We start from the raw sequence: 17,535 nt of genomic DNA, 5'->3' as shown, positions 1-17,535 counted from the left end.
AATGCGTAAGCAGTGGCTGGGTATCTGTATCGCAGCAAGTTTACTTGCCGCCTGTACAAGTGATGATGGTCAGCAACAGGCAACCGTCGCGCCGCCGCAGCCTGCGGTCTGTAATGGCCCGATTGTTGAAATTAGCGGTGCCGATCCCATTTATGAACCGCTGAACGCCAGCGTGAATCAGGATTATCAGCGCGACGGTAAAAGCTATAAAATCGTTCAGGATCCTTCCCGCTTCAGCCAGGCGGGCTTTGCTGCCATCTATGATGCTGAGCCAGGCAGCAACCTGACCGCGTCAGGTGAAACCTTCGATCCGATGCAGATCACGGCGGCACACCCGACGCTGCCCATCCCGAGCTATGCGCGCATCACTAACCTGGCGAACGGCCGAATGATCGTGGTGCGCATCAACGATCGTGGCCCTTACGGCAACGATCGCGTGATTTCCCTTTCGCGCGCGGCGGCCGATCGTCTGAACACCTCCAATAATACGAAAGTGCGTATCGACCCGATTATCGTGGCGCAGGATGGTTCGCTGTCTGGACCAGGCACAGCCTGTACCACGGTGGCGAAGCAAACCTACGCCCTGCCCGCTCGCCCGGATCTGAGCGGTGGTATGGGGGGCGCGTCAACGCCGGCAGAGCCCGCACAGCCGCAGGGTGAAGTGCGCGCCATCAGCAACGATACGCTGCAAAGTGAAGATGCGACAGGCGCCCCGGTGAAAAGCAGCGGCTTCCTTGGCGCACCCACCACCTTAGCGTCGGGCGTGATTGAAACGAATGAACCAGCGCCTGCGCCTGTCGTTACTGCGCCCGCAGCACAACCCGCCCCGGTAACTGCGCCGGCTGCGACGCAGACTGCTGCGCCTGCGGCGGCGAGCGGCAGCTACGTGGTTCAGGTTGGCGCCGTCAGCGATCGGACGCGTGCAGAGCAGTATCAGCAGCGCTTAAGCCAGCAGTTTGGCGTGCCAGGCCGCGTTGAGCAAAACGGTGCGGTATGGCGTATCCAGATGGGCCCGTTTGCCAGCAAAGCACAGGCCGCGTCCCTGCAACAGCGTTTGCAGAGCGAGGCGCAACTCCAGTCGTTTATCGCTGTTACGAAATAATTAATCGGTGGTATCCGAAATGTCAGTTTGTGTAAACCACGTTAACACTCTCATGATGAAAGTCGGATGCCTGCCCGTATAGCATTTGCTATAGTAAGGCACTTTTTTTAATTCCATCACGGATGTCGTAGTTCTGACCATGAAGACCACTTTTTCTGCTCGTTTTGTGCAGCGCATGGCGCTGACCACGGCCCTTTGCGCTGCTGCGTTCTCCGCCGCTCACGCTGATGACCTGAACATCAAGACCATGATCCCTGGCGTTCCGCAGATCGACGCGGAATCCTACATCCTGATTGATTACAACTCCGGCAAAGTTCTGGCAGAACAGAACGCCGATGTCCGCCGCGATCCGGCCAGCCTGACTAAAATGATGACCAGCTACGTTATCGGCCAGGCGATGAAGGCAGGAAAATTCAAAGAAACCGACCTGGTAACTATCGGTAACGACGCGTGGGCGACCGGTAACCCGGTGTTCAAAGGTTCATCGCTGATGTTCCTGAAGCCAGGCATGCAGGTTCCCGTCTCTCAGCTGATTCGCGGCATTAACTTGCAGTCCGGTAACGACGCCTGTGTGGCAATGGCCGACTTTGCCGCAGGCAGCCAGGACGCGTTTGTGGGTCTGATGAACAGCTACGTCTCCGCGCTGGGCCTGAAAAACACCCACTTCCAGACCGTTCACGGCCTGGATGCGGAAGGCCAGTACAGCTCCGCGCGTGACATGGCGCTGATTGGTCAGGCGCTGATCCGCGATGTGCCAAACGAATACTCTATCTACAAAGAGAAAGAGTTCACCTTCAACGGCATTCGTCAGACCAACCGTAACGGCCTGCTGTGGGATAACAGCCTGAACGTCGACGGCATTAAAACCGGTCACACCGACAAAGCTGGCTATAACCTGGTGGCCTCCGCTACTGAAGGCCAGATGCGTCTGATCTCCGCCGTGATGGGGGGCCGCACGTTTAAAGGACGCGAAACAGAAAGTAAAAAACTGCTGACCTGGGGCTTCCGCTTCTTCGAAACCGTGAACCCGCTGAAGGCCGGTAAAGAATTTGCTTCTGAGCCCGTCTGGTTTGGCGATAACGACCGTGCTTCCCTGGGCGTGGACAAAGATCTCTATCTGACAATCCCACGCGGGCGTATGAAAGATCTAAAAGCCAGCTACGTGCTGAATACCACCGAACTGCACGCCCCGCTGCAAAAGAATCAGGTTGTGGGTACCATCAATTTCCAGCTGGATGGCAAAACCATCGATCAGCGCCCACTGGTGGTGCTGGAAGAAATTCCTGAAGGCAATTTCTTCGGCAAAATCATTGATTACATTAAGCTGATGTTCCATCACTGGTTTGGTTAAAAATTGAACACTTGAAAGTGTGATTTTGATCCCCATATACTACGTATCAGTAAAACTCCCGCCCCGTGGCGGGAGTTATTATTTTTTATACACACGCCGGAGCTGACATGAAAACCAAACTTAACGAACTGCTTGAATTCCCTACCCCTTTTACTTACAAAGTAATGGGTCTGGCGAAACCTGAGCTGGTTGATCAGGTGGTTGAAGTGGTACAGCGCCATGCGCCGGGCGACTACTCTCCATCAGTCAAACCGAGCAGCAAAGGTAACTACCACTCGGTCTCAATCACCATTACTGCAACACACATTGAGCAGGTAGAGACGCTGTACGAAGAGCTCGGCAATATCGAAATTGTTCGTATGGTACTGTAGTCCCTCTGCGGTTGCCCGGTTTGCCGGGTAACCCCTTTCCCCGCTGTGATATACTCCCCGTTACCTATTCTCCCCTGTCTTCGGAGACATCCTTTTGTACCAGGATAAAATTCTTGTCCGCCATCTTGGGCTACAGCCTTACGAGCCAGTTTCTCAGGCTATGCATGACTTTACCGATACGCGCGATGACACCACGCCTGACGAAATCTGGCTGGTTGAACACCTGCCGGTGTTCACTCAAGGCCAGGCAGGAAAAGCCGAACATTTATTAATGACGGGCGATATCCCGGTGATCCAGAGCGATCGCGGTGGACAGGTGACGTACCACGGCCCTGGCCAGCAGGTGATGTATGTTTTGCTTAACCTGAAACGCAGAAAGCTGGGCGTGCGCGAGTTGGTTACCCTACTGGAACAGACCGTGGTGAACACGCTGGCTGAGTATGATATTGACGCTCATCCTCGCGCCGATGCGCCGGGCGTCTATGTAGGAGAGATGAAGATCTGTTCGCTGGGGCTGCGTATTCGTAAAGGCTGCTCGTTCCATGGGCTGGCGTTGAATATCAATATGGATCTGACCCCCTTCCAGCGCATCAACCCGTGTGGGTATGCCGGTATGGAAATGACGCAAATGCGCCAGTGGGTTGATACCGCCACGCCTGACAATATCCGCCCCGTGCTTCTGAAGAACTTTTTAGCGCTGCTTAACAATCCCGCTTACGAATATATTACTGCTTAACATCTATCCGTCAGTGGCTCGATTATTTGACGAGCCACGTCTTAATAAACGCATTTACGCTTTACAATAAACCGCATATTCTATATTTTCGAGTCGCCCATATATTAGCGACCCATATTAATTAGAACCTTAATAGAACCATTACCGGGTAGCGTGTAACGTGCGTGACAATCACCCAACTGCTTGTTTTCGATAAACAATGGAAACTTACGAAAGACTTTACTGATCTCTGCAAGCATAATAAATAAATTCAACTATCATTCATATTGTGAATGGATACGGAGTAAGAGCGTGGAGCCTACTAATTTACCAGCCAAACGCCTGAATGAAACTGGCGGCGAAGATAAGCCGCAAATTTTTCGGACTTTACGTAATATTGATCTCAATTTACTGACTATTTTTGAGGCGGTATATGTCCACAAAGGTATCGTTAATGCTGCGAAAATTCTTAATCTCACGCCCTCTGCTATTAGCCAGTCCATTCAAAAATTGCGCGCGATATTTCCCGATCCGTTATTTATTCGTAAAGGCCAGGGCGTAACCCCAACCGCATACGCCACCCATCTGCATGAGTACATCAGTCAGGGCCTGGAGTCGATTCTGGGCGCGCTGGATCTCACCGGCAGTTACGATAAGCAAAGAACCATTACCATAGGCACTTCGCCCTCGGTGGGCGTTCTGGTCATGCCGGCTATTTATCAGGCTGTGAAACAGCATGCGCCGCAGCTGCTGATCCGCAACGTGCCCGTAAACGATCCGGAAACACAGCTGGGGCAATTCCAGACGGATCTGATCATCGACAGCAATACCTTCGCGGCCAGAGCATTAGGGCATAACGTACTTTATTCCGACTCGCTGGCGCTCGTTTGCCGTCAGGCTCACCCTGCGTTAAGCGCACCATTGACGCCAGAAAATCTGCGTCAATACGAACATGCCACGTTTATGGCCGAAGGACAGGGACAAGATCCGCTGCGACAGCGTATTAACGAACTGTTCCCGGACCGTCTGATCAGCTTTAGCAGTTACAATATGTTTACCCTTGCGGCCCTGCTTGGCAGCAGCGATTTGCTCTGTATCATGCCCGTGCGTCTCTTCACTCTGCTGCAAAAGTGCTGGCCGCTGGAGAGCATTCCGCTGAGCCAGCTCGCTACGGAATCTGTTGAAATCTCACTGCATTACAACAAACTAAGCCTGCGCGATCCGGTCCTGGAAAACGTCATTAACGTGATCCGTCAGGCTTTCTGATCCTGCCTTTCAGCACAAGCCCCTGCCGCATGCGGGGCAAAAGGCACAAAACAACAACTATTTTACAAATTGGCGACCTGGCAGGCTGCTTTCACGCCCCTATAAATGATATACTGCCTGTCGTTCGTTCAAAAATAGTTGATAATTACAACATTCCCTTGAATTGAAACGCTTTCCTTCGATATTCGCAACTGGAACACGCACGCTATGAGTAAACCCATTGTGATGGAACGCGGTGTTAAATACCGCGATGCCGATAAAATGGCCCTTATCCCGGTTAAAAACGTGGCTACAGAGCGCGAGGCGCTGTTAAGAAAACCGGAATGGATGAAAATTAAACTTCCGGCTGACTCTTCGCGTATCCAGGGGATCAAAGCGGCGATGCGCAAAAATGGCCTCCACTCTGTCTGTGAAGAGGCCTCCTGCCCTAACCTTGCTGAATGTTTCAATCACGGTACCGCGACGTTTATGATTCTGGGTGCCATCTGCACCCGCCGCTGTCCGTTCTGTGACGTTGCCCATGGCCGTCCTGTTGCGCCTGACGCAAACGAACCGCAAAAACTGGCGCAGACCATTGCCGATATGGCGCTGCGTTATGTTGTTATCACCTCCGTTGACCGTGACGATCTGCGCGATGGCGGTGCTCAGCATTTTGCTGACTGCATTACCGCCATCCGCGAAAAAAGCCCGAACATCAAGATTGAGACGCTGGTGCCGGACTTCCGTGGCCGAATGGACCGCGCGCTCGATATTCTGACCGCGACGCCTCCAGACGTGTTCAACCACAACCTGGAGAACGTGCCACGTATCTACCGTCAGGTGCGTCCTGGTGCAGATTACAACTGGTCTCTGAAACTGCTGGAGCGCTTTAAAGAAGCCCATCCGCATATTCCTACCAAGTCTGGCCTGATGGTGGGTCTGGGTGAAACCAACGCTGAAATCATTGAAGTGATGCGCGATCTGCGCCGCCATGGCGTGACGATGCTGACGCTGGGCCAGTACCTACAGCCGAGCCGTCACCACCTGCCCGTACAGCGTTACGTGAGCCCGGATGAGTTCGATGAAATGAAAGCCGAAGCGATGGCGATGGGCTTTACCCACGCGGCCTGCGGCCCGTTTGTTCGCTCCTCTTATCACGCCGATATGCAGGCGAAAGGCGAAGAAGTTAAATAAACCTGTAAAATTTGCTTACAGTAAAACAAAAAACCGGCCTCGTGAGCCGGTTTTTTTATGCAAGCCTTGCAGCATTGCCATTACTCTTTGTGCGAAAGCTTCTGTGCGGTGATGTCATCTTCGGCACTTTTCTTTGCTGCCGCGTCGTCATCGTTCATTGCTTTCTTAAAGCCCTTAATGGCAGCACCCAGGTCTCCACCCAGCGTGCGTAACTTCTTGGTACCGAACAGCAGGACGACCAGTGCGGCAACCACCAGCAGTTTGGTAATACTAATCTCACCCATAAATACCTTCTTTACATGAAACAGGCTGCATTCAGCGCCAAAGAAACCTGAACGTATTAACGGTCATCAGGCGCGCGCACACAATAGCAATCTGTAACAAGGTGAATCAAGCATTGTTGAAAAAAACATCATATTAATTGCGGTGGCGCAAATCTGCGGTTACGCAGAACAGGTAATTGCTCACGCGCAAGCGCGATTCGGTCTGATGTTATCTCCGTCAGCAGTAGCGCAGGCGACTCCGCCGCCGCCGCAACGGTCACTCCCAGCGGATCAACAACCCTGCTCTGCCCGATATTCCTGTTACCACATTCCCCTGCGGCAACCACATAACAGGTGGTATCCAGCGCGCGTGCGGTCAGCAGCGTGGCCCAGTGATGCTCCTTAAGCGGGCCTCTGACCCACGCGGCAGGCAGCACCAGCACGTCTGCCCCCTGCAATGCCAGGTTCAGCGCCAGCTCGGGAAAACGGATATCGTAGCAGGTCATCAGGCCAACCTTAAAACCGTCCACCTCAATCAGCGGCGGAATACTACTTCCCGGATCGACCAGCCGCGACTCCTGAATGCTGAACGCATCATACAGATGTAGCTTGGCGTAACTCGCGACAATCGCACCTTCACGAATCGCCACCAGCGTGTTCACCGCACGTCCCGGCGTGGAGGGAACATGAATAGTCAAAATGGTGGTGAGCGCGTTGCCAGCGCTCTCGGCCAGAAGTCGTTTCAAAAACGCCCCTTCCAGCATTTGCGCAGATTTGACCGACAGGTCCGGATCGCTATCATCGCGCGCCAGTAACGCTTCCGGAAGCACCAACAGCGCCGCCCCTTTTTGCGATGCCTGGTCCATCAGGGAGACGCATTTGCGCGCATTTTCATTCCAGTCCGGCGTCACCGCGAACTGTCCTACTGCTACATACATAATTGTCTCCCGGTTAAAAACAGCGTTACACTCGACGCATTCACACAGCAAACAGCAGGTAATGACAGTGTTACAACTACTTATAGCCGTTTTTATTGGTGGGGGCACGGGTAGCGTTGCGCGGTGGCTCTTAAGCATGCGGTTTAACCCTCTGCATCAGGCCATTCCGATGGGGACACTGGCAGCAAACCTGATTGGCGCGTTTATTATTGGCATGGGGCTGGCGTGGTTCAACCGCATGACTCATATCGACCCGATGTGGAAGGTGCTGATCACGACCGGTTTCTGCGGCGGCTTAACGACGTTTTCGACCTTCTCTGCGGAAGTAGTATTTCTGTTTCAGGAAGGACGGATGGGCTGGGCGCTGACGAATATCGCCGTTAACATGCTTGGCTCGTTTGCTATGACCGCGATCGCATTCTGGTTATTTTCCCCCGCCAGCGGACAGTAAACGCGGCACCCTTAATGTTGGCTTAACTTTTCTCTGTCACTCTTGGCGCATTACTGACTGAGGGTGAGAGCATGAAAGAGAATCTGTTGAGCGCGGGCATGGTACTGCTAAGCGTTGCGATCGTCGCCAGCTTTCTGAAAATCTATCTTATGGGTTGATTCAGAACGAAAAAAACCCGCTCATTGAGCGGGTTTTGAAATTCTTGCTGACGCGTCTGAATTACAGAGCGATTACGTTAGCAGCAGAAGGGCCTTTGGCACCGTTAGTGATTTCGAACTCTACGCGCTGACCTTCAGCCAGAGTTTTGAAACCATTAGACTGGATTGCAGAGAAGTGTACGAACACGTCTTTGCTGCCATCTTCAGGAGTAATGAAACCGAATCCTTTGGACTCATTAAACCACTTAACGTTACCTTTAATCTTAGACATCAAAATTACCTTTACATTAAAAAACGACACAAATGCTGTGTCGGGTATCAGTACAACAATTGTGAGGCGTTTTGTCCAGCGGATCTTTGATAAAAAGTGACAAAAGTCGCGTTAATTTTTGCTGTCCGATTTTTATCCTTTACATTTCAATGCCTGTGCATTTTTTGGCCGATTCATCACCCAAAATCAGTTAAAACTGGAACCGCATCCAGGCAAAGTAAACGTTACCGTTGTTATACGTACCCGGTATGTAGGTCATCTGAAACGTCGCCGGACCATAACCGATAGAGGCAAGCGGCAACAGCACCGGGACAGGAATGTATTTCCAGTTATCACGCGCCGTCACCCCTGCCGTATAGCCTAAACCCAGATGGAAATTGTCGTCTGATAACGGACGCCAGGTTTTTTCCCAGCCGTAGCCACCAATGGGCTCCCATTTGTTGTAGGAGTCCTTAAACGCCATCAGGTACAGGCCATGCCAGTTCCCTTTTTCATCCCAGCGAGACTGACCGAAGCCAGCCCCCCAGGGACGCTCGTTATAACGGTCTGTTTTTTCTTTATCGTAGGCAAAACGGGCGTGCCACGTAATGGCCGGAATATAGAGATCGTAATGCTCGGGTTCCTTCCATGTTTGCGCGACGTTATCCGTGAAGGTCGTAAACCAGCCTTTATCCGCTGTATTACCCTCTGCATTTACAACGGACGCGAACGATAACTGCCCAATAATAAACAATAAAAGAAGGGGGAATTTAAATCGTACAATCACAGTGCCATTACCCTATTTCGTATTCAGTGCAAACCTTAACACAGGATACTTGAATGAACGCTTAACGGCATGGGGGGATATTCTTAATTAACAATCCGGTACTGAGAATAGTCTGCGTACCGGAAATCTGCCTGACTGAATAAGCGCATGCAGATGGCATATTTAACTCTGATGTAACAATTTATGCTGCGCAGGAATATCCGACATTCTCAGCCGTGGTGCGGTAATCTTCCTGCCGCCATCGCTGCGACGGTACAGCGCCGGGCCGCGGCCAGGGCACGTTCGCGTGCTTCAACGCTTTTCGGAGCGAGATGCTGGGACAACAGTACGCCACACCAAAAAAAATTAACACTTAAATATCAATTTAATGACATATAATCTCTATTCATCTGGTCAATAAGGACATAAGATAAATGACGCAGGATGAGCAAAAATATCATCATCATTGCCTTTAGTCGTCGCTTACTTGATTTTAATCAGCAAGGACTGGCCATTTATTCGGCACATTTCAGGCTGCTTTTTTATTGATTATTTGTCCTCTCGGGCAGCAAGGATACAGGGGAAATCATGCTTACTTTTCTCGAACTCCTCATTGGAGTCGTGGTCATTGTCGGTGTAGCACGCTACATCATTAAAGGATACTCTGCCACCGGCGTGTTATTTGTCGGGGGCCTTGCGCTGCTCATTATTAGCGCGCTAATGGGTCATCAGGTATTACCCGCCAGTGAAGCCAGCACGGGATATACCGCCACCGATATTGTGGAATATATAAAAATTCTGCTGATGAGCCGCGGCGGCGATCTGGGCATGATGATCATGATGCTCTGCGGTTTTGCCGCCTACATGACCCATATCGGCGCGAATGATATGGTGGTGAAGCTGGCCTCTAAACCGCTGCAATATATTAACTCCCCCTACCTGCTGATGGTCGCGGCCTATTTCCTGGCCTGCCTGATGTCGTTAGCCGTTTCCTCAGCCACAGGCCTCGGCGTGCTGTTGATGGCGACGTTATTCCCGGTGATGGTTAACGTCGGGATCAGCCGTGGCGCAGCGGCGGCTATTTGCGCCTCTCCGGCGGCTATTATCCTCTCCCCTACTTCCGGTGACGTAGTGCTGGCCGCAAAAGCAGCGGAAATGTCGCTGATTGACTTCGCCTTCAAAACCACGCTGCCGATCTCTATTACCGCTATTCTCGGTATGGGCGTGGCGCACTTCTTCTGGCAGCGCTATCTCGATAAGAAAGAGAACGTCAGCCATGAAATGATGGACGTCAGCGAAATCACCACTACCGCCCCGGCGTTTTATTCCATCCTGCCGTTCACCCCGATTATTGGCGTGCTTATTTTTGACGGCAAATGGGGTCCGCAGCTGCACATCATCACTATCCTGGTGATCTGTATGCTGCTGGCGGCCATCCTCGAATTTGTCCGTGGCTTTAATACCCAGAAAGTGTTCACTGGTCTTGAAGTCGCCTTCCGCGGTATGGCGGACGCCTTCGCGGGCGTGGTAATGCTGCTGGTTGCCGCAGGGGTATTTGCCCAGGGGCTGAGCACTATCGGCTTTATTCAGAGCCTGATCTCAATCGCCACCTCGTTCGGCTCGGCCAGCATTATCCTGATGCTGGTACTGGTGGTGCTGACCATGCTGGCGGCGATGACCACCGGCTCCGGTAACGCGCCTTTCTACGCCTTTGTTGAGATGATCCCTAAGCTGGCACACACTTCCGGCATCAACCCGGCTTACCTGTCCATTCCAATGCTTCAGGCCTCTAACCTGGGTCGTACCATCTCTCCGGTATCGGGCGTGGTGGTTGCGGTTGCGGGGATGGCAAAAATCTCTCCGTTTGAAGTGGTAAAACGCACGTCAGTGCCGGTGCTGGTTGGTCTGATTATCGTCATCATCGCCACCGAAGTGCTGGTTCCCGGCGCTGCCTAAGCGAAATTCCTGGTTTCCAAAAAGCGCCTGCGGGCGCTTTTTGTGCTTTAATAACCCCCAGAAATTAATCGCGCCCAACCAATCAGGAAAGCAAATGTTCAGGAAGGATATCGTTATCCCGTCTGGCGCAGTAGCGCTTGCACTCTGTGTCTTCTCACTCCAGGCGGACCCTCTTAAGGCAACGCAGTACGGCGATTTCGATCGCTACGTTCTGGCGCTTTCCTGGCAAACCGGATTTTGCCAAAGCATGGTCGAACGTAACCGCGGCGAACCGGACGAGTGCCGTCTGCAAAAAGAGAGCAACAACAAAACCGATTTTCTGACCGTCCACGGCTTATGGCCCGGCCTGCCGAAATCGATCGCTGCTCGCGGCGTGGATGAACGCCGCTGGATGCGCTTCGGCTGCGCCACGCGTCCGGTGCCGAACATGCCGGAAGCAAAAGCCAGCCGCAAATGTGCCGCCGCAGAAACCGGGCTATCACTCTCGGGCGCGGCAAAGCTGAACAGCGTGATGCCCGGCGCGGGCGGCAACTCCTGCCTTGAACGTTATGAATACGCGAAACACGGCGTCTGCTTTGGTTTTGATCCCGACGCCTACTTCGGCACCATGGTGCGCATGAACCAGGAAGTGAAGAGTAGCGCGGTAGGGGAATTTCTGGCGGAAAACTACGGCAAAACCGTACGCCGCAGCGACTTTGATGCCGCCGTGGCCAAAAGCTGGGGGAAGCAGAACGTTAAAGCCTTCAAGCTTACCTGCCATGGCAATCCGGCCTATTTGACCGAAATGCAGATCTCGCTGAAATCCAGCACCATAAACCAGCCGCTCTCTGCCGGCTACTTTGCTCCGCAGCCGCATCCGGGCAACTGCGGTAAACAGTTCGTGATCGATAAAGCCGGTTACTGATTGTTCCTGCGGGCATCCGGGCGTACCAGATCGAACCGATGGCTGTCGCTGATGGCGTAGTAGGCCGTCGGTCCACCCGCACGCAGAATGGGCTGCGCTTTTGCGGTCTGGTAAATCCCCTCTTCCAGCAGACTTTCGGCGATGTGGACGCCCACCACTTCGCCGAGCACCAGCCAGGTATCAATCGGCGTCCCGTCCGCGCCGGTAAGCTGAATGCACTGCGATAATCGACACTCGAAATTAACCGGGCTTTCCGCCACGCGCGGCGCGCCCACAAGCTGGCTGGCTACGGGCGTCAGGCCGGCAAAGGTAAATTCATCCTCACCATGAGGCAGCGTGACGGAGGTTTCATTCATCGCCTCAGCCAGATCGCGCGTCGCGAGGTTCCAGACAAACTCACCCGTTTCGGTAATATTCCGCACGCTGTCCTTCCAGCCGTTGCTGGAAAAACCAATGATTGGGGGGCGATAGTTAAAGCAGTTAAAGAAGCTGTACGGGGCCAGGTTTAGCTGTCCGGCCTTATCACTGGATGAGATCCAGCCAATCGGACGCGGGCCGATAATAGCATTCAGCGGGTCGTGCGGCAGGCCGTGCCCCTGAGAAGGTTGGTAAAAGTACATATCGCTACCTCTACGGTGGGCTGCAACGCGCATTGCCCGGGTTCGGTCTTCCCAGACTAACGAAATTTCCGTTCAGCGTGAATCGGGGGCCGGGTTTATTGCTAAAAATTCATATGGCGCATGATTGTGACGTTCATCACTTCAAACTTACGGGTTCAGACAGTATCATCAGATAAGTTAAACCCTCGCTGCCAGACGGCGAGGGTTTTCTTTTGGATTGGTTTCTGCGTTACACGCAGCATTAACGACATGGAGTAAAAATGTCCAGACCTACGATTATCATCAATGAACTCGACGCAGAACGTATTGACCGCCTGTTGGAAAAACCAGAATTTGCCTCGCTGCCGGTAGCGGATGCGCTGAACGAGGAGCTAGACCGGGCGCAGATGTGTACGCCTGAAACCATGCCGCATGATGTGGTCACCATGAACAGCCAGGTGAAGTTCCGCAACCTGACGACCGGGGAAGAACTGACCCGCACGCTGGTCTACCCGGCGCAGATGACCGACAGCAGCACGCAGCTTTCGGTGCTGGCCCCCGTGGGCGCGGCGCTGCTTGGGTTGCGCACGGGCGATACCATCCACTGGGAACTCCCGGGCGGCGCCTCGGCCCACCTGGAAGTGCTTGAGCTGCTCTACCAGCCTGAAGCCGCAGGCGATTATCTGCGTTAATCCCTTCTGAACAAGCGACCTCGCTTTGCACAGAGGATGCGTCTGCATCCTCTTTCCGCAAAATCACCCGAGAGTGTCAGTGAGAGGCCTCACACGACGCCGCCGGGGAAAGCATTCACCAGCCCTTTCACCTTCTGCTGTGCGGCCTCCGGGGTATCTGCGCCAGGCACCAGGATCACCTTGCGGCACTCCTCCTCGCGTTTTTCGAAAATCTTATAGGCGCGCTCCGCGTCGGCCAGCGGAAGGTAATGGGTCACAATATCTTCCGGCGTGAGCAGCCCCTTTTCGATGAGCGGCAGCAGCTCTCCCAGCCAGGCATGGACGTGCGTCTGGCCCATCTTAAAGCTCAGCCCCTTATCGAAGGCATCGCCAAACAGGAAGCCGTGAATAAACCCGGCATATACGCCCGGCACGCTGACCACACCACCGCGTCGCACCGCCGCAATGCACTGGCGCAGGGCTTTGCCGCTGCTGCCTTCAATTTTCAGGTTACTGAGGATCGTTTCCGTCGTGCTGCCTTTGGCCTCAAACCCGACGGCATCAATGACCGCATCCACCCCGCGCTGCCCGGCCGTTTGCTCAATGATTTTCTCCGCCGCGTCGTTATCGTCATCAAAGTTAATAGGGATGGCGCCATAGCGCTCCTGAGCAAACCGCAGCCGGTAAGGGTGATGGTCAACCACGAAAATCTGCTCTGCGCCAAGCAGACGCGCGCAGGCTATGGTCAGTAGCCCCACCGGTCCGGCCCCGAATACGGCGACGCTGGAGCCTTTCTGGATCTGGGCGTTTTTCGCCGCCTGCCAGGCGGTTGGCAGAATATCGGACAGGAAAAGCGCTTTGTCGTCAGACAACAGCTGCGGCACTTTAAACGGCCCCACGTTACCTTTCGGCACGCGCACGTACTCAGCCTGTCCGCCCGGCACGCCGCCGTAGAGATGGCTGTAGCCAAACAGCGCCGCAGGAGCGGGAATTTGCTTTTTGTTGAGCGCCGCGCCCTGCCCGCGGTTCGTGTTTTCGCAGGCCGCGTACTGCTGCATCTGGCAAAAGAAGCAGTCGCCGCAGGCGATCACAAACGGGATCACCACCCGGTCGCCTTTCTGCACGTTTTTCACCTCGCTGCCGCACTCCACCACTTCGCCCATAAATTCATGACCAAAGATATCGCCGTGCTGGACCTTGGGAATTTTTCCGCGATAAAGATGCAGATCGGAACCACAGATCGCCGTGGCCGTTACGCGCAGGATGATATCGTCTGGCTGTTCAATGCCCGGGTCAGGCACGTTATCAACCCGAACATGGTGTGGACCGTGATAGGTGAGAGCTTTCATGCAACCTCCGAAAGGGTGTGGGTTAGCTTATAAAAGGGTAGCTACCCCACGGGATCTGCCCCGGAATCCGGCTGTTTTGAGATTTATCCTGGCGAAATGAAAAAGTGCTGTCGGGATTACAGAAACCATTTATATTTTGTGGTTGAATGATTTCAGCGTTTATAAACAAGGAGAAACGGTTATGTATCAAACAATCATTATGCCGGTTGATGTTTTCGAAATGGAACTGAGTGATAAAGCTGTACGTCACGCGGAATTTCTCGCGCAGCAGGACGGAATTATTCATCTTCTGCATGTCTTACCGGGCTCTGCCAGCCTGAGCCTGCACCGCTTTGCTGCCGACGTGCGTCGTTTTGAAGAGCATTTACAGCACGAAGCCGAAACGCGCCTGCAAACCATGGTCGGGCATTTCAGCATCGACCCTTCCCGCATTAAAACTCACGTTCGCTTCGGCAGCGTTCGCGACGCCGTTAACGAGCTGGCCGCGGAGCTGAATGCGGACGTAGTGGTGATCGGTTCGCGTAATCCTTCCATTACCACGCACCTGCTGGGATCGAACGCGTCCAGCGTGATCCGCCACACCCACATTCCGGTGATGGTCGTCAGATAAAAAAAGAGGCCACCTTCTGGTGGCCTCTTGCATTGCAGGTATAGTCTTGCTTTCTTTTGTTATGCGGTTTTGGTGCGGATCAGGTAATCAAACGAGCTCAGCGACGCTTTCGCACCTTCGCCGGTGGCGATGATGATCTGCTTGTACGGCACGGTGGTACAGTCGCCCGCCGCAAATACCCCTTTCACGCTGGTTTCGCATTTCGCATCAATGATGATCTCGCCCATGCGGTTGCGCTCAATCGCGCCTTCCAGCCAGGTGGTGTTTGGCAGCAAACCAATCTGAACGAAGATCCCCGCCAGCGGTACGCTGTGGGTATCGCCGCTCACGCGGTCGCGGTATTCCAGGCCAGTCACCTTGCTGCCGTCGCCTTTCACTTCCGTCGTCTGGGCATTCAGCACAATGTCGACGTTATTCAGGCTACGTACTTTGTCCTGCAACACCTGGTCCGCTTTCATCTCTGGGGCGAACTCCAACAGGGTAACGTGTTCAACAATCCCCGCCAGATCGATAGCCGCTTCCACGCCGGAGTTACCGCCGCCGATCACCGCTACGCGTTTGCCTTTGAACAGCGGGCCGTCGCAGTGCGGGCAGTAGGTCACGCCTTTGGTGCGATACTGATCTTCACCCGGCACGTTCATGTTGCGCCATTTCGCGCCGGTGGCAATGATCACGCTGCGCGCTTTCAGCACCGCGCCAGAGGCGGTTTCAATCTGGTGTAAGCCACCTTCTACCGCCGCCGGAACCAGTTTGCTGGCGCTCTGGCTGTCGATGACGTCCACAGCATAATCGCTGACGTGCGCCTTCAACGCACCGGCCAGCTTCTGACCTTCGGTTTTCGGCACGGAAATGTAGTTTTCGATGTCTACCGTATCGAGCACCTGACCACCGAAACGCTCGCCCATCAGGCCGGTGCGGATCCCTTTACGTGCGGAGTAAACCGCTGCCGCCGCGCCCGCAGGGCCGGAACCGACAATCAGCACATCGTACGCATCGCGTTTGTTCAGCTCTTCCGCCGCGCGTTTTTCCGCGCCGGTATCCACTTTCGCGACGATTTCCGTCAGCGTCATGCGGCCCTGACCGAACTCCTGACCGTTCAGATACACCGCCGGAACGCCCATCACGTTGCGATCGGTGATTTCATTCTGGAACGTGCCGCCGTCAATCGCCGTATGCTTGATGCGCGGGTTCAGAACCGACATCAGGTTGAGCGCCTGCACCACGTCCGGGCAGTTGTGGCAGGAGAGCGAATAATAGGTTTCAAATTCAAAATCACCGTCGATATCGCGGATCTGCTCCAGCAGGGTCTGCGCTTCTTTCGACGGGTGACCACCGGTCCACAGCAGCGCCAGCACCAGTGAGGTAAATTCATGTCCCAGCGGAGAGCCGGCAAAACGCGGTCCCTTGTCCGAGCCCGGGTTAGTAATCAGGAAAGAAGGTTTACGAACCGCAAGCGAATTGTCTTCTTTGAAGGTCACTTTCGGCGACAGTTCAGCGATCTCTGCCAGCAGCTCTTTGATTTCTGCCGATTTCGCGCTGTCGTCCAGCGTGGCAATCAGCTCAACGGGTTTGGTCAGTTTCTCAAGGTAGGCCTTGAGCTGGGTTTTCATATTGGTGTCGAGCATGGTTCTTCCCTCTCTTAAGACGTCATCATGCAAGCTGCCTTTGCGGGCGGCCTGAATGCAACTTGCATCATGGTGCTGGAATGAAATGGGCGCGGGTGCGCCCATTGATTGCCGGAGGCACTTCGTTTACCCGGCCTACGATACCGTAGGCCTGTGCAAGCGCAGCGCCGCCAGGCTTTACAGACTTAGATCTTGCCGACCAGGTCTAAAGATGGCGCCAGAGTTGCTTCGCCTTCTTTCCATTTCGCCGGGCACACTTCACCTGGGTGAGAAGCTACGTACTGAGCCGCTTTCACTTTACGCAGCAGGTCAGATGCATCACGGCCGATACCTTCAGCGGTAACTTCGATAGCCTGGATAATACCCTGCGGGTCAACAACGAAGGTTGCACGGTCTGCCAGGCCTTCATCTTCACGCATGTTGTCGAAGTTACGGGTCAGGGCGCCAGTCGGGTCGCCGATCATCGCGTATTTGATTTTCGCGATGGTTTCAGAGCTGCTGTGCCACGCTTTGTGGGTGAAGTGGGTATCGGTAGACACTGAGTAAACGTCTACGCCCAGCTTTTGCAGTTCGTCGTAATGGTCAGCAACGTCGCCCAGTTCAGTCGGGCAAACGAAGGTGAAGTCAGCCGGATAGAAGAAGAAGACGCTCCAGCGACCTTCAGTATCTTTCTCGGTAACTTCAATGAACTCACCGTTTTTGAACGCCTGGTTTTTGAATGGTTTAATTTTGGTGTTAATCAAGGACATCTGTACTTCCTCCGTGTTTTCGTTGAGATGTAAGGTAACCAACTTTGCTCATCGGGGCTAATGCGTATGCTTTATCAAATCAATCAGCCAAACCTTACAACGGCAACAAGACAGCAAGGTGAACTCTTTACAGGAAAGCCTGAAAGTAAAAAGGCCGCCTCAACGGGCGGCCCTGATACCTGAATTCCCCGCAGGTACATTCAGTGCCAGCCGAAGCTGGCGTTGCGTTGCGCTCTACTTACCTTGTATCAAGGCGGTAACAGCACCC

At 53.8% G+C, this 17,535-nt stretch carries 19 protein-coding genes; 11 read left to right on the top strand and 8 right to left on the bottom strand.

Translation table 11 applies throughout. From position 1 onward, the window contains the following. Position 1 precedes the first annotated feature (1 nt). The 6 genes from rlpA (at position 2) to lipA (ending at position 5,978) form a co-directional block, all read left to right on the top strand. On the top strand, positions 2-1,102 hold the full coding sequence (rlpA, locus tag INF58_RS09485) for an endolytic peptidoglycan transglycosylase RlpA (protein ID WP_193527575.1): 1,101 nt from the start codon (positions 2-4) through the stop codon (positions 1,100-1,102). A gap of 139 nt (positions 1,103-1,241) precedes the next feature. Next, complete coding sequence (dacA, locus tag INF58_RS09480) at positions 1,242-2,453, top strand: D-alanyl-D-alanine carboxypeptidase DacA (RefSeq protein ID WP_063866078.1); 1,212 nt, start codon at positions 1,242-1,244, stop codon at positions 2,451-2,453. Between the two features lie 107 nt (positions 2,454-2,560). Then, positions 2,561-2,824, top strand: a complete 264-nt coding sequence (ybeD, locus tag INF58_RS09475; protein ID WP_003858718.1) for a DUF493 family protein YbeD — start codon at positions 2,561-2,563, stop codon at positions 2,822-2,824. Positions 2,825-2,918: 94 nt separating this feature from the next. After that, complete coding sequence (lipB, locus tag INF58_RS09470; RefSeq protein WP_063866077.1) at positions 2,919-3,560, top strand: lipoyl(octanoyl) transferase LipB; 642 nt, start codon at positions 2,919-2,921, stop codon at positions 3,558-3,560. 291 nt (positions 3,561-3,851) lie between these two features. Then, positions 3,852-4,805, top strand: coding sequence for a YbeF family transcriptional regulator (locus tag INF58_RS09465; RefSeq protein WP_063866076.1), 954 nt, complete (start codon positions 3,852-3,854; stop codon positions 4,803-4,805). 207 nt (positions 4,806-5,012) lie between these two features. After that, complete coding sequence (lipA, locus tag INF58_RS09460; RefSeq protein ID WP_006809637.1) at positions 5,013-5,978, top strand: lipoyl synthase; 966 nt, start codon at positions 5,013-5,015, stop codon at positions 5,976-5,978. An 80-nt stretch (positions 5,979-6,058) separates the two neighbouring features. On the opposite strand, the gene tatE is transcribed toward lipA, so the two are convergent. After that, positions 6,059-6,262, bottom strand: coding sequence for a twin-arginine translocase subunit TatE (tatE, locus tag INF58_RS09455; protein ID WP_003858723.1), 204 nt, complete (start codon positions 6,260-6,262; stop codon positions 6,059-6,061). A 128-nt stretch (positions 6,263-6,390) separates the two neighbouring features. Then, positions 6,391-7,179, bottom strand: a complete 789-nt coding sequence (locus tag INF58_RS09450; protein ID WP_193527574.1) for a deaminated glutathione amidase — start codon at positions 7,177-7,179, stop codon at positions 6,391-6,393. A gap of 67 nt (positions 7,180-7,246) precedes the next feature. On the opposite strand from INF58_RS09450, the gene crcB reads away from it, so the two are divergent. After that, positions 7,247-7,630: a fluoride efflux transporter CrcB gene (crcB, locus tag INF58_RS09445; protein WP_112792622.1), complete on the top strand. Its 384-nt coding sequence runs from the start codon at positions 7,247-7,249 to the stop codon at positions 7,628-7,630. A 219-nt stretch (positions 7,631-7,849) separates the two neighbouring features. Here the strand turns inward: crcB and cspE are convergent, their stop codons facing one another. Beyond that, complete coding sequence (cspE, locus tag INF58_RS09440; protein ID WP_002439184.1) at positions 7,850-8,059, bottom strand: transcription antiterminator/RNA stability regulator CspE; 210 nt, start codon at positions 8,057-8,059, stop codon at positions 7,850-7,852. 190 nt (positions 8,060-8,249) lie between these two features. Continuing rightward, positions 8,250-8,792, bottom strand: a complete 543-nt coding sequence (pagP, locus tag INF58_RS09435) for a lipid IV(A) palmitoyltransferase PagP (RefSeq protein WP_226848011.1) — start codon at positions 8,790-8,792, stop codon at positions 8,250-8,252. A 600-nt stretch (positions 8,793-9,392) separates the two neighbouring features. Here pagP and dcuC point away from each other — a divergent pair. After that, entirely contained in the window at positions 9,393-10,760 is a 1,368-nt protein-coding gene (gene dcuC, locus INF58_RS09430; protein ID WP_064910849.1) for an anaerobic C4-dicarboxylate transporter DcuC, read from the top strand. Between the two features lie 94 nt (positions 10,761-10,854). Next, the gene (gene rna / locus INF58_RS09425) at positions 10,855-11,664 is read left to right on the top strand and encodes a ribonuclease I (RefSeq protein ID WP_193527573.1); all 810 of its coding nucleotides are present in this window, start codon (positions 10,855-10,857) and stop codon (positions 11,662-11,664) included. On the opposite strand, the gene INF58_RS09420 is transcribed toward rna, so the two are convergent. Continuing rightward, on the bottom strand, positions 11,658-12,284 hold the full coding sequence (locus INF58_RS09420) for a flavin reductase family protein (protein ID WP_107534915.1): 627 nt from the start codon (positions 12,282-12,284) through the stop codon (positions 11,658-11,660). The genes rna and INF58_RS09420 overlap by 7 nt on opposite strands. Before the next feature lie 260 nt (positions 12,285-12,544). On the opposite strand from INF58_RS09420, the gene rnk reads away from it, so the two are divergent. Continuing rightward, positions 12,545-12,955, top strand: a complete 411-nt coding sequence (gene rnk / locus INF58_RS09415) for a nucleoside diphosphate kinase regulator (protein ID WP_006809650.1) — start codon at positions 12,545-12,547, stop codon at positions 12,953-12,955. A gap of 89 nt (positions 12,956-13,044) precedes the next feature. On the opposite strand, the gene INF58_RS09410 is transcribed toward rnk, so the two are convergent. Then, positions 13,045-14,283, bottom strand: a complete 1,239-nt coding sequence (locus INF58_RS09410) for a zinc-dependent alcohol dehydrogenase (RefSeq protein WP_015571156.1) — start codon at positions 14,281-14,283, stop codon at positions 13,045-13,047. 181 nt (positions 14,284-14,464) lie between these two features. Here INF58_RS09410 and uspG point away from each other — a divergent pair, with 181 nt between their 5' ends. Next, a complete protein-coding gene (gene uspG, locus INF58_RS09405) occupies positions 14,465-14,893 on the top strand; it encodes a universal stress protein UspG (protein WP_063449390.1) in 429 nt (142 codons plus the stop codon). A 59-nt stretch (positions 14,894-14,952) separates the two neighbouring features. Here uspG and ahpF read toward each other — a convergent pair whose 3' ends face one another. After that, positions 14,953-16,518, bottom strand: coding sequence for an alkyl hydroperoxide reductase subunit F (gene ahpF / locus INF58_RS09400; RefSeq protein ID WP_063866069.1), 1,566 nt, complete (start codon positions 16,516-16,518; stop codon positions 14,953-14,955). 185 nt (positions 16,519-16,703) lie between these two features. Continuing rightward, positions 16,704-17,267: an alkyl hydroperoxide reductase subunit C gene (gene ahpC, locus INF58_RS09395; protein ID WP_008501015.1), complete on the bottom strand. Its 564-nt coding sequence runs from the start codon at positions 17,265-17,267 to the stop codon at positions 16,704-16,706. Between the last annotated feature and the right edge of the window lie 268 nt (positions 17,268-17,535).

The organism is Enterobacter cloacae complex sp. P24RS (assembly GCF_014982165.1).
GTDB classification, from domain to species: Bacteria; Pseudomonadota; Gammaproteobacteria; order Enterobacterales; family Enterobacteriaceae; genus Enterobacter; species Enterobacter quasihormaechei.
The sequence above is the reverse complement of the archived record's forward strand: the minus strand, read 5'-3'. Positions and strand labels throughout refer to the sequence as shown.